Origin of the sequence: uncultured Corynebacterium sp., assembly GCF_945649885.1 — a bacterium.
In the GTDB taxonomy this organism is placed as follows: Bacteria; Actinomycetota; Actinomycetes; order Mycobacteriales; family Mycobacteriaceae; genus Corynebacterium.
Genome location: NZ_CALZFS010000081.1, coordinates 1 through 12,880 on the forward strand (window position 1 = coordinate 1; position 12,880 = coordinate 12,880).

At 57.9% G+C, this 12,880-nt stretch carries 12 protein-coding genes; 5 read left to right on the plus strand and 7 right to left on the minus strand.

Going from position 1 to position 12,880, the window contains the following annotated elements:
• The first annotated feature begins 371 nt into the window (after positions 1–371).
• Positions 372–989 (plus strand): DUF3000 domain-containing protein, encoded by a 618-nt coding sequence (locus Q0M74_RS09400; protein WP_293953727.1) that lies wholly within the window; start codon positions 372–374, stop codon positions 987–989.
• Between the two features lie 22 nt (positions 990–1,011).
• Positions 1,012–2,229 (plus strand): ribonuclease D, encoded by a 1,218-nt coding sequence (locus tag Q0M74_RS09405; RefSeq protein WP_293953729.1) that lies wholly within the window; start codon positions 1,012–1,014, stop codon positions 2,227–2,229.
• On the opposite strand, the gene dxs is transcribed toward Q0M74_RS09405, so the two are convergent.
• The 4 genes from dxs to dut all read right to left on the minus strand — a co-directional run bounded on the left by dxs (position 2,226) and on the right by dut (position 7,394).
• Positions 2,226–4,154 carry a 1-deoxy-D-xylulose-5-phosphate synthase gene (gene dxs / locus Q0M74_RS09410; protein WP_293953731.1) on the minus strand — a complete coding sequence of 643 codons (1,929 nt, stop codon included), beginning with the start codon at positions 4,152–4,154 and terminating at the stop codon, positions 2,226–2,228. The genes Q0M74_RS09405 and dxs overlap by 4 nt on opposite strands.
• Positions 4,155–4,336: 182 nt before the next feature.
• On the minus strand, positions 4,337–5,578 hold the full coding sequence (locus Q0M74_RS09415) for a class I SAM-dependent RNA methyltransferase (RefSeq protein WP_293953733.1): 1,242 nt from the start codon (positions 5,576–5,578) through the stop codon (positions 4,337–4,339).
• Between the two features lie 132 nt (positions 5,579–5,710).
• A complete protein-coding gene (locus Q0M74_RS09420; protein ID WP_293953735.1) occupies positions 5,711–6,610 on the minus strand; it encodes a DUF3710 domain-containing protein in 900 nt (299 codons plus the stop codon).
• Between the two features lie 322 nt (positions 6,611–6,932).
• A complete protein-coding gene (dut, locus tag Q0M74_RS09425) occupies positions 6,933–7,394 on the minus strand; it encodes a dUTP diphosphatase (protein WP_293953749.1) in 462 nt (153 codons plus the stop codon).
• A gap of 204 nt (positions 7,395–7,598) precedes the next feature.
• Between dut and Q0M74_RS09430 the strand changes: the two genes are divergently transcribed.
• On the plus strand, positions 7,599–8,081 hold the full coding sequence (locus Q0M74_RS09430; RefSeq protein WP_293953751.1) for a DUF3093 domain-containing protein: 483 nt from the start codon (positions 7,599–7,601) through the stop codon (positions 8,079–8,081).
• 198 nt (positions 8,082–8,279) lie between these two features.
• Here Q0M74_RS09430 and Q0M74_RS09435 read toward each other — a convergent pair whose 3' ends face one another.
• On the minus strand, positions 8,280–8,570 hold the full coding sequence (locus tag Q0M74_RS09435; protein WP_293953737.1) for a DUF4193 domain-containing protein: 291 nt from the start codon (positions 8,568–8,570) through the stop codon (positions 8,280–8,282).
• Between the two features lie 164 nt (positions 8,571–8,734).
• Positions 8,735–9,592, minus strand: a complete 858-nt coding sequence (locus tag Q0M74_RS09440; protein ID WP_293953739.1) for an inositol monophosphatase family protein — start codon at positions 9,590–9,592, stop codon at positions 8,735–8,737.
• 135 nt (positions 9,593–9,727) lie between these two features.
• Between Q0M74_RS09440 and ppgK the strand changes: the two genes are divergently transcribed.
• The gene (gene ppgK, locus Q0M74_RS09445; RefSeq protein WP_293953741.1) at positions 9,728–10,480 is read left to right on the plus strand and encodes a polyphosphate--glucose phosphotransferase; all 753 of its coding nucleotides are present in this window, start codon (positions 9,728–9,730) and stop codon (positions 10,478–10,480) included.
• A 505-nt stretch (positions 10,481–10,985) separates the two neighbouring features.
• Positions 10,986–12,515 (plus strand): RNA polymerase sigma factor, encoded by a 1,530-nt coding sequence (locus Q0M74_RS09450; RefSeq protein ID WP_293953744.1) that lies wholly within the window; start codon positions 10,986–10,988, stop codon positions 12,513–12,515.
• 182 nt (positions 12,516–12,697) lie between these two features.
• On the opposite strand, the gene Q0M74_RS09455 is transcribed toward Q0M74_RS09450, so the two are convergent.
• Positions 12,698–12,880 (minus strand): hypothetical protein (locus tag Q0M74_RS09455; protein WP_293953747.1); only part of this gene is annotated, 183 nt, incomplete at its 5' end.

Here is a 12,880-nt window from a genome sequence, read left to right on the forward strand (position 1 = left end):
CGGTCCGATTGCTATTGATAATGGTGGTGCGGACCCCGCCATGTTTGACCTGCCGTGACCGTACCCGGGAAACAAGGGGTAGGAACTGTTGTGCTCCTTCGACGGAAAGCGACTCTGGAGCCAAAATTAGCACTGGCTTCGCATCGTAAAACACACACCAACATATCCATCATAAGTTTGATTGCTTCCAGATGTCGCATCGCCCCCCAAAAGGGGAGGAAATAGACCTGCCCCAGGTCTCTCTGGGCACTCTCCATTAGCACCTGCCACCTGCAGCGGACCCCAACGCACTTCTACCTGTTATTCCGACATTCACAGTTTGGACGGCGCGCCTCCCCCTACTGATACCCAGTCCCAGTAAGTTTCAACCTGTGATCGATTCCGAAGCGACCTCTCAGCACAAGACACCAGCCAACCAGGCTGAGGGCACTCCAGCAGCGTTCTCCGCTGCCGTTGAGTCAATGCATCGAGCAAGCCTGCGCCCGGAAATTACTCTGGGAACCATCAGGCCTCCTCAGCGTCTCGCGCCGTTCTCACATGCCATCGGTCTGGAAGTCAGCGTCAGGGACGACCAAGATATCGTTGCCCGCGACAGTGAGGGCGATTCCTTCGGTCGACTGATTCTCCTCCATGATCCCGGTGCGGAAGAAGCCTGGGAGGGCACCATGCGACTGGTGGCCTACATCCAGGCGGATATGGATCACGCTGTGGCTTCCGATCCACTCCTTCCTGAAGTGGCCTGGCAGTGGCTCACCGAAGGTCTTGCTCGTGATGGTGCTGAACACACCAACCTGGGCGGTACGGTCACCTCCACCACCTCAGTGAGGTTCGGGGAAATCGGTGGCCCACCGAGCGCCTACCAACTGGAGATGCGCGCTTCCTGGACCGCCACCGACAATGATCTCACCGCACACGTTAAGGCATTTTCCACAGTGCTGGCCTCTGTTGCCGGCCTACCTCCTGAGGGTGTCACCGAACTCCACAGATAGGTCCATGGGTAAGTTGGTATCCATGGCTTCCGATTTACTTCAGCCCCGCGATGGGACACCCCCACTACTTGCCACCCCTGCCGAATTTGAGGCTGCGGCAGATCTTCTGGCAGATGGATCAGGCCCCTTCGCAATCGACACAGAACGGGCATCCGGTTTTCGTTATGATGACCGGGCGTTCCTCATCCAGATCCGTCGCCGGGGCACAGGCACACTGCTTTTCGATCCTGAGTCCTTCCGCCCCGAGCTCTCACAGGCCCTGGCACCGGTGCTCAACGGCCAGGACTGGATCATTCATGCTGCCGCCACAGACCTCCCGAGCCTTGCCTGGTTAGACCTGCATCCCGGCACGATCTTCGACACCGAACTTGCCGGCAGGCTCGCAGGTTTCGAGCATGTCAACCTGGCTGCCATGGTGGAACACATCTTTGATCTCCACCTTCTCAAAGGCCATGGTGCTGAAGACTGGTCACAACGGCCCCTGCCTGATGGTTGGCTCAATTACGCCGCCCTCGACGTGGAGATGCTTCTGGAACTGGCTGAGGTCATGGCTGAGATCCTGGATAATCAGGACAAGCTCATCTGGGCGGAACAGGAATTTGACCATATCCTCTCTCAGTTTGCAGAGGTTAGTGAACCGCCCACACCGACATGGACCAGCCTCAAGGGCATCGGTACCCTGAAGCGGTCGGAACAGCTGGTTGTCGCCCGCACCATGTGGATGGAACGCGATAGCTACGCAGCTGCACAGGATCTTGCTGCCGGCAGGGTGCTGTCCAACAAGGTGATTGTGGAGACGGCACGTGTCTTGCCACGCACTCCCCATGATCTCGCCCGAGTCAAGGGTTTCCCGGGACGTAATCCAGCCACGGTGCGCCGGTGGATGCGCGTGATCAACCAGGCACTGTCCTCACCGAAGAAGTCCTGGCCCCGTCCACTGCCACGCCAGGAGGGTGTCCCGGATCGTCGTTACTGGAGCTCATTCCATCCGGAGGAATATGAGGTGCTTCAAGGCGTGCGGGCTGATATCGATGATCTCGGTGCAGACCTGGACATCCCCGGTGAAAATCTGATCCAGCCAGCCAGTCTGAGAGCCGTGGTGTGGAAGGCCACCAACACCGGTGAGGTCCATGACCTGGAAAGTCTGATGGGCGTACTTCGTGGATACGACGTACGCCCCTGGCAGATTGAGCAGGTGGCACCGATTCTCATCAGCGCACTCCTGCCTCGTAATAACTAGCTCTGATCTCCAAACAATCGTTCCAGCCAACCGTTGACAGTTGCCTCAACACTGTCAACGTCCAGGCCGTGCTCTGCCTGAACCTGGCCACGGGTACCGTGGTCCAGGAACTTCTGGGGAACACCGACCTGACGGCGCGGGGTGTCCACCTCAGCGGCATTGAGGGCATCTGACAGTAGAGAACCGACACCACCATGGATGACGCCATCCTCGATGGTGATAACCAGGTCATGGTCAGCGGTCAGTGCCACCAGTGACTGTGGGATGGGGACAACCCAGCCTGGATCGACAACGGTGACATTGACGCCGTTCTGAACCAGGCGGGCAGCCAGTTCCAGTGACATGATGGCACGCTCGCCCACGGAGACAATGAGCACATCTGGAATATCATCAGCAGCCACAGCCTCATCAGCATCTGATTCTGCCTCGAGGTACGCGAGAATATCCACGCCATCTTCCAAGGTGTGTACTGCTTCCTGTGGGACCGGAAGATCCCCCTTGGGAAACCGCACCACGGTGGGACCATCATTGATGCCCACCGCCTGGCCAAGCAGTTCACGCAGGGTGTCCTCATCACGTGGGGCAGCCACCCGGATCCCCGGAACAATGGAGGTCAGCGCCATGTCCCAGACACCATTATGGCTGGCGCCATCAGGGCCGGTGACACCTGAACGGTCCAGCACCAGGGTCACCGGAAGGTGGAGCAGTGCCACATCCATCAACAGCTGATCAAAAGCGCGGTTGAGGAAGGTGGAGTAGATGGCCACCACCGGGTGTTTTCCACCCAGTGCCAGACCAGCTGCGGATGTCACCGCGTGCTGTTCTGCGATACCGACATCAAAGAAGCGATCCGGGTAGTTTGCAGCAAATTTCGACAGTCCGGTCGGGCCCGCCATGGCTGCTGTGATTGCAATGATCTCATCACGCTTGGCAGCCAGCTTCACCAGTTCATCACTGAATACGGACGTCCAGCCGGGCTTAGATACCGATACCGGGATGCCGGTGCGTGGGTCCATCACGCCGGTGGCGTGCATCAGTTCATCAAGGTCACGTTCAGCCGGTGCATAGCCCCGACCCTTCTCGGTGACCACATGGACGATGATCGGACCTTGGTAGTCATGGGCGTAAGCCAGTGCATTGTCCAGGGCCTTCTGATCGTGTCCATTGACCGGACCCACATACTTCATTCCCAGTTCGGGGAACATCTCCGTGGGGATGACACTACTCTTAACGCCCTCCTTGAAGGCGTGCAGTGCCTCAAAGGTGCGCTCCCCGACCCAGCCCATGGACTTCAGGGTGGACTTGCCCTGTTCCATTACCCGGTCATAGAAGGGCTCCATGCGTAGTTCTGCGAGGTTTTCCGCGAAACCACCAATGGTGGGTGAATAGCTACGACCATTGTCATTGACCACAACCACCACATTGCGATCCTTGCCGGCTGCGATGTTGTTCAGCGCTTCCCAGCACATGCCGCCGGTCAGAGCACCGTCACCGACCACCGCAATCACATTGCGCTTGGTGTGTCCATCCAGCTGGAGCGCCTTGGACAGGCCATCAGCGTAGGACAAGGCAGCAGAGGCATGGGAGGACTCTGTCCAGTCATGCTCACTTTCCGCACGGCAGGTGTAGCCGGACAGCCCGCCCTGCTGTCGCAGGGTGTCAAAGTCATCTGCACGTCCGGTGAGAATCTTGTGCACATAGGACTGGTGCGAGGTGTCAAAGACAATCGGCTCATTGGGAGAATCAAACACGCGATGCAGACCAATGGTCAGCTCAACGACTCCCAGGTTGGGACCCAGGTGGCCACCGGTGGCTGCAACCTTATCTACCAGGAAGCGACGAATCTCCTTCGCCAGTGCTTCCAGATCCTCTTCTTCGAGGGCTTTTAGGTCAGCAGGTGTTGAAATACTGTTGAGGATTCCCATGGGCGCGAGTCAGACACCTTTGCTTCTCAGAAGTGGACATTTTCAAACTGCACTATTGTGCTCAGCAACGTGCACGATAGTGGGCGGTTGAGGAAAAATTCCCTGCAACCGCCGTTGGCATTGGAGCCATCTTACTCTGTGTTGAGGTGGAATAAGATATCCGGTCATGCCCGACCGGATGTTTAACGGGCGTTGCGGGTAAAGGCACCGATGGTTTCCAAGTGGTGGGTGCCCGGGAAGGCGTTGAAGACAGCAAGTCGGTCCAGGGTGTAACCAGCAGCCGCCCAGTCCGCAACATCGCGGGCAAACGTTGCCGGGTCACATCCGATGTGGATGACCAGCTGTGGTCCGGCCTCACCGATGGACTTCACCACGGCAGAGCCCGCGCCGGTACGTGGCGGATCAAGAACCACGATATGAGGTGCAGGAAGCTGTGCCATGACGGATTCAACACGACCGGTGTGGAAGGTGACCGGAAGCCCAGCCAGAGCGTCCTCACCGGACTCTGCAGAACCTGCAGACAGCTCCACGGAGTGAACCCTGGCTTCTTGGGTCTTGGAGATCACCGGGGCGAACAGGCCGACACCACCATAGAGGTCCCAAGCAACAGCGCCGCGCTTATCCACATCCTCCAAGTCAGTGGATTCCAGGACATCAGCGATGAACTCCGAGTAGACCTTCGGTGCCTCGACGTGTGCCTGCCAGAAACCTGCGACAGGGAAAGTCCAGGTGTATTCCCCCACGGTCTGCGCAACGTTGCCATCGCCTTCGATGATGTTGCGGATGGTTTCAGTGCGTCGACCACGTGGAGCCTTGAGGAATTCCACGACGGTGCGTACACCCCGGTCATCCACGGCTGCGATGACCTCAGCGCCGGGAGTGAACTTGCGGGCATCAGGGCCGACGAGGCCGTCGATAAGCTCCGGTGTCACCTGGGTGCAGGCAACGTCGGTGACCAGATCATTGGACTTGAGCTTGCGGAAACCTGCGCGGCCTGAGGCGTCAACGCCCAGACGCACGCGGGTGCGCCAGCCCTGGGAGGGTTCCAGGTTGAACAGTTCTGGAGTGGGGATGTTGCTCAGACCACCAATGCGCTCGAGCTGGTCCTTCAGAACCTGAGTCTTCAGCTCCAGCTCCGCTTCCGGCGCAAGCTCTGCATAATCGCAGCAACCTGCGCCAGCTGCAGCGGCCGGGCAACGGGATTCCACACGGGAGGGGGAAGCTGTATTGACAGCAACAACCGCACCACGTGCAAACTTCTTCTTGACCTGGGAGATCTCCACGTCAACATCATCCCCGGGGAAACCACCCTGGACAAAAATGACGCGGCCTTCGTGGTGGGCGATTCCCTCGCCGCCGTGTGCCGGACGAACGACCTCGACGGTGATGACGTCACCCTTGTTGAGTTCAGCAATTTCAGTCATGCGACTGGTCCTCTTCTTTCTTGTGCTTCACGGACCATGTGCACGGTAAAACCCGATGACCATGCCCGCTGGGGCCACCCCATGAACAATGTGGGCCACAGGCATTGGGGCGGGCTGTGGAATTAGACCACACTACCCTGCATTGCCCGTATTACCAGCATTCCCTGCTGGTGGGTCCTGTGGTGGTTGCTGTGCATTCTGGGTGGCCCTCACCTGCTGAGCCAGCATCTCCTGTGCAGACTGCTGCACTTCTGACTGCCCTGCAGGTTGTCCCGCGGACTGCCCATTCTGGTTCTGCTGCTGGGCACGCTTGGCCATGGCATCCTTGAGCTGCTCAGCAAACTGCTGCGGCAGCGCAACCGGCAGTGGACTGCCGGCAAGAATCGGGGAATCACCACGGTTGACGAAGGTGCGCGCGATAACCTCATGGCCCAGATTTTTCATGTCTTCGGCACGCTCAGCCGGGCTGATCATGGTCATCCGCAGCATCCAGCGGGGGCCGTCCACACCGGCGATACGGATCTCGCGGTCATTGGCCTCACCAACCACTTCACGACCCCAGGGACCCATCTCCACACGGACAGTCAGACCATCCTTGCGCATGCCTTCTGCAATCTCTTTGGTAGATTCCCGCCACTGCCCTGCAGAACTACGGCCGGCAAATGCGACAGGTGTGATGCGGCCATAGCGGGTGACGATGTGCAGCATACGGGGGCCCTGATCGCCCATTTCCACCTGTACCTCGGAGTCCTTGGGAAGAGGGATCTGCAGGGACCCCAGGTCCAGGGTGCCCTTGGCGAAGTCAGAGAAGTCAAAGTCATTGATGCTGACCTCACCAGCATCATAAGGGCCGGTGGAGCCGTTGACCGCATCATGAACGGGGTCCGACTGCTCACCATCATCAAGATGGTCGGTAGCCGCTGCTTCTTCTACGGTGGCCTGGTTCGGTACATCGTTGTACTGCTCTTCCTGCTCCTCCATATGTTGTTCCGGAGCAGTTTCCTTCTTCTTGCTAAAAGGCCACAGTGCCATGATCTACCTTTCACTTCCTTCTTGTTCAGATACATCCACCTGGGTAACAGGTGTCCATACCACCGTTCATCACATGAGCTGAGCTTCATCCCCGCCCCTCAGGTGCCTGCTGCCATGTTCCACGACAGCGGCGTCAGGGCAAGGGTGTGTGTCTGCGCCCTACGATAACCGGGTTTGTGCTCACATGAATGCTCTTCATCTCTGAACTTGAGACACAGTGCCCGTGGTTCTGCTCACTGTGCGCCAGATTCCGTCCCAGTCTAGGTGCCGGTGAGATTCATGCCACTGCTGGTGCACAGATGAGGGTGAGCGGTTGTGTGCCCTACTCCGTGGACTGCTTGCCTGTTGATCCATATCCACGTTCGCCACGGACGGTCTCATCAAGTTCTTCCACTTCAATGAAATCAACCAGTTCCACACGCTGGATGACCAGCTGCGCGATGCGGTCCCCGCGCGTGATGGTGATGGAGGTGTCCGGATCCAGGTTGATCAGGCACACCTTGATCTCACCTCGGTAGTCAGCATCAACGGTGCCGGGAGCATTGACAATGCTCAGGCCCTCCCGTGCCGCCAGGCCGGAGCGTGGATGCACCAGGCCGACGGTGCCCAGGGGAAGGGCAATGGCCACGCCGGTGCCCACAACTTCACGATGGCCCGGCGCGATGACGGTGTCAGTGGTGGCGTGCAGGTCCACACCTGCATCGCCGCGGTGTGCGCGCCTGGGCATGGGGAGGCCCTTGTCCAGGCGGAGGAGACGGATATTGTCGACGTTCTGGTTCTCAATCACATCATCAGATTACGCAGTCGGTGCTCTGTGGGCTGCAGCATGCCCCGGGTTAATCGGCGTGTACATGGAAAATGGTGCTGCAGACTGTGTGGGATAGGATGGCCTATTGTGACTGATTCCCAACGTGCTGATTCTGTGAACCCTGACAACTCCGGACGTGGCGCTGCCCATGGTGGCGACGGCAGCCCCCAGGGTGCCCGGATTATCTATCGTGAAAGGCAGTGGGTGCCGTGGTACTGGTGGCTTGCCATGGCTTTTGTGGTGGCCCTGTTGACGGCCCAGTTCGGTTTGAACCGTAGTGATCTGTGGATCTACATCCCCGCGGTGCTCCTGTCAGTCATTGCTGTCTGGGTGCTGTTGAGCATGTCCAATACGGTGTTGACTGTGGAGGAGGATGCCGATGGCACACGGTGGTTGATCGCGGGTCAGGCCAATCTGCCGCATGATGTGGTCTCCCGTTCACTTGCGGTGCCCGCGACGGCGAAGCGTAATGCGATGGGACGTCAGCTGGATCCGGCGGCCTTTGTGGTCTCCCATGGCTGGGTGCATGAGATGGTCATGCTGGTGCTGGATGATCCTGAGGATCCCACACCGTACTGGTTAATCGGTAGCCGTAATCCGGAGGCCCTGCTGCGTGCCTTCCTGCCTAATCAGGCAGATGTTGCTCTGACTGACTTCAGGTAGGTTTCCCCAAGGTCACAAAAACCCCGCTTCCACTTCACTGTCACAGTAGGTGGTTGACGGGGTTGAGTTATTTTCACTTACTTCACATGTGGCGCCGGTGAGGGGCCTGCATGTTTCTGTCCCGCACAAAGGAACCAGGCCCCCTCCTGCCCGGGGGATATTCTTCCTGGGATTCTGGCGTGGAGTTATGCCGTGCTGCTATGCGCAGTCGAGACAGATGTCGGATCCATCAGCCTCGGTGTGGGACTTGCGGTTGTTGCGCTGGACCAGGAAGCAGCTGGCGCAGGTGAACTCGTCAGCGCGACGTGGAACAACATCAACATTGAGTTCCTCGCCGGAGAGATCAACATTGGGGATCTCGAAGGACTCGACGATTTCGCCGTCATCATCCATATCGTTGGCGGTTTCCACAGCCTTCAGTCCCTCGAGGGAGTCAGTCTCGAGCTCATCCTCGACACGGCGTCGCGGGGCATCGTAATCGGTAGCCATCTAAATTTCCTCCCGGAGTGGGTTGGTTTGTCTCCAAATATGTGCACCTCAGCAAATACTGTGCATCATTTAGCGCGCATATTAAAGGAGAATTTCCCACTTGTCATACTCCCAGGTCAGTGGCCCTAAATTATCGCAACATTCAGGGCGTTTAAATGGTATTTTTATGGTTTCAGTGGCTTGAGCCCCTCAACGGAGGTCAGCAACTGCTCTACTGCCCCGAAAACCGTGTGAGGTGCAACATAGAGAATTTCCCCTGACTGTCCAGGAATTGATAACTCCGGGGCCTGAATCCGGGCACCAGCTTCCTCTGCGATGAGTATCCCGGCGGCGTAGTCCCAGCAGTTGAGACCGTGTTCATAATAGACATCAATGTGCCCGTCAGCCAGGTGACAGAGATCCAGGGCGGCACTACCCATACGTCGGATGTCACGGACCACGGGAAGTACACCGGTGAGCAACTGCGCCTGCTGTGCACGCCTGGTCGAGGAGTAGCTGAACCCAGTGGCCACCAGGCACTGGCTGATGTCACTGACATCGTTGACACGCAGGAGCACGATTTCATCATTGTCGGGCAGATATTTTGAGGCACCCTCTCCCCGTGCTGCGCTGTATAAAACACCAGTTTCCACGTTGATCACAGCACCGGCGACCACCACACCGTCGATGGCTGCGGCGATCGATACCGCATATTGGGGAAGCCCGTAGACGAAGTTGACGGTCCCGTCGATGGGATCAACAATCCAGGTGACCCCGCTTATCGACGGCGTACCTGTCCCCTCCTCCCCGATTAACCCGTCCTCCGGTCGCAGTTCCTGGAGGCGGTTGGCAATGAAGTCCTCCGCCAGAGTATCCACGATGGTCACCGGATCAACCGCAGAGCTCTTGGTGTTGGTGTAGTCCCACAGGTTGCCCAGTTCCGCACGCTTCTCCCTGATCCGTGCTGCAGTTAGCGTGGCAGTTTCCGAGGCGATGGCCCGGAGTTCATTGAAGGACTCGGTGTTTGTGTGTGAAGTACCCATGCCACCCATCATTGTTGTTTTTTCCCGGACGCGTCGGAGACCCCCTGAGAAACACCGCCCCCATACCCCACAGGCCTACGAGACGATTCATCTACTTCGCTGCCGAATCATCTGCTGCTTTGTACACTTGTGCGCATGACTGAAATGGGATTCGGAATCGATATCGGAGGCTCCGGTATCAAAGGTGCACAAGTGGATCTGTCCACAGGGGAGTTTGTCGGTGACCGCATTAAAATCGCCACACCACAGCCCGCCACCCCTGAGGCAGTAGCCGAGGTGGTTGCAGAGATCCTCGAACAGGCCCAGTGGGATGGCCCTGTCGGCATCACCGTGCCTGCCGTGGTTCGAGGCCAGGTGGCCTTGACAGCCGCCAACATTGATAAGAAGTGGATCGGCACCGATGTGGGCAAGCTCTTCCACAAATACCTCGGCGACCGGGAGATTGCAGTGCTTAATGATGCTGATGCCGCCGGCATCGCCGAGGCCACCTTCGGCCACCCCAAGGCACGTGAGGGTTCCGTCATCCTCCTGACACTGGGCACCGGCATAGGTTCCGCTTTCCTCATGGACGGCGAACTGTTTCCTAACACCGAGCTGGGACACCTCATCGTTGATGGCGAGGAGGCGGAACACCGCGCTTCCGCAGCCGTGAAGGAAAATGAGGACCTGTCCTGGAAGAAATGGGCCAAGCAGGTAACCAAGGTGCTCAATGAATATGAACGCCTCTTCTACCCCAGTGTGTTCATTGTCGGTGGTGGAATCTCCCGCAAGCATGAGAAGTGGTTGCCATTCTTGGAGGTGGGGACCGATGTGGTGCCGGCTGAGCTGCGCAACCGCGCCGGGATTGTGGGTGCGGCGATGGCTGTGGCAAAGCACGTGGCCCCTTAGGGCTGAAAACCTCCCCGTTAGCGGGTACCAAACCCATGGGGGTCTTGATTCAAAGGCCGCGTTGGGGTATCGCAAACGGACCCCTTTGTGACACCCATGCAGTCAATCATCTATACTGGGCTGCTGATCGTGGACAATAGTTAACCATGAGATTGATTCACCCTTGTGACTTCCCAAGAAACACATAACTCAAGGCATCACCTCAAGATGTGATAGCCGGATGAGACTTTCCGGGATACGGCAGCAGGGACATGGAGCAATTGATCGGCTGACCATTCCTTTAACGATGTAACGCAGTCCAGGCATGACCCCCTATTCAGTGTTTCCCGGGAACAAATACCCGTTGGAGATGTTGGATATATGTAGATATGTGTACCTGTACTTTGATACGTCCCACCGGAAAGCAAGGCGAAAGGATGTTAGTGGTAGCCACCAAATCCTTAAAGCATCGCTCGGATCAGTCGAAGATGTCGATGAAAATGCACCAGGAGCCGTGGAGAGCAGCATGGTAGAGAATAACGTAGCCAAAAAGACGGTCGCCAAGAAGACGGCCCGTAAGACAGCCCGCAAGGCCGCACCTCGAGTAGCCGCGCCTTTGGGGTCCCAGGAGTCACCGGTTTCCGGATCTTCGGGGGCTGCACCAGCCGCCTCACCCGCAGCGCGCGCCGCCACCCCGGCACCTGCTGCCATCGACGCAACCGTTGATGCCGCCACCACAGCTGAGGCCGCCACCACAGCTGCACCTGCCAAAAAGACAGCCAAGAAAACTGTCAAGAAGGCAGCTGCTAAAAAGACAGCCCGCAAGACGGTGGCCAAGAAGACCACCGCCGCAAAGAAGACCGCCAAGAAGGCTTCCCCGGCAAAGGCTGTGCCCAAGACCATCGAAGATGATGAGAAGATTGGCATCACCGATGAAGAGGATCCGGACTTCGTTCCCGCAGACGATCTTGATGATGAGCTCGCAGACGACGAAGACGGCGTTGAGGCACTCGGTGAGGAAACCGAGGAGGAAGAGAAAGAAGACGATGGCTCTTCCGTCTGGGATGAGGACGAGTCCGCAACCCTCCGTCAGGCCCGTAAGGATGCAGAGCTCACCGCTTCTGCCGACTCCGTGCGTGCCTACCTCAAGCAGATTGGCAAGGTTGCACTGCTCAATGCTGAGCAGGAAGTCTCCCTGGCCAAGCGTATTGAGGCTGGTCTCTACGCCACCCACAAGATGGAGGAGATGGAGGAAGCCTTCGCTGCCGGTGACAAGGAAGCGAAGCTGACCCCTGCAGTCAAGCGCGACCTGCGTGCGATTGCCCGTGACGGCCGTAAGGCTAAGAACCACCTGCTCGAGGCCAACCTCCGTCTCGTGGTCTCCCTGGCCAAGCGTTACACCGGCCGCGGCATGGCTTTCCTTGACCTGATCCAGGAAGGCAACCTGGGTCTGATCCGTGCTGTAGAGAAGTTCGACTACTCCAAGGGCTATAAGTTCTCCACCTACGCCACCTGGTGGATCCGTCAGGCGATCACCCGCGCCATGGCTGACCAAGCCCGAACCATTCGTATCCCGGTTCACATGGTTGAGGTCATCAACAAGCTCGGCCGCATCCAGCGTGAACTGCTGCAGGAACTGGGTCGCGAACCCACCCCTCAGGAACTGTCCAAGGAGATGGATATCTCTGAGGAGAAGGTTCTGGAGATCCAGCAGTACGCACGTGAGCCGATCTCCCTGGACCAGACCATCGGTGACGAGGGTGACTCCCAGCTCGGTGACTTCATTGAGGACTCCGAAGCGGTTGTCGCTGTTGACGCCGTCTCCTTCACCCTCCTGCAGGATCAGCTCCAGGATGTTCTGGAGACCCTGTCTGAGCGTGAAGCTGGCGTGGTCAAGCTGCGCTTTGGTCTCACCGACGGTATGCCACGCACCCTGGATGAAATCGGCCAGGTTTATGGTGTGACTCGTGAGCGCATCCGCCAGATCGAGTCCAAGACCATGTCCAAGCTGCGCCACCCATCTCGTTCCCAGGTGCTGCGCGACTACCTGGACTAATTCAGGGGTCTTCCTGCACCAGACAAAGGCGCCCGCTTCCATGTTGACCATGGAGGCGGGTGCTTTTGTCTGTGGCTTATGTGGATTCGAGTTGGGACCTAGTAGTGCTTTGTTAGGTTGGGGCGCTGCCCGTATTGCGACAGCGCCCCAACCTAACAAAGCATTACTGGTTACTTATTTTTCTACTCTAAAAGCTTTTCCAGAGTCAACGTAACCGATTGCACGCCAATACTCTCGAGCATCCATGATAGTTCGGTGCCGTTATAATCTTTGTGAACCACTTCAAATACGGTGTAGGGCGCAGGATCTTGTGCGATCACTTTGTATTCTTGGAGATTATCTTCGGTAACCGCAGCTCCGCCCGT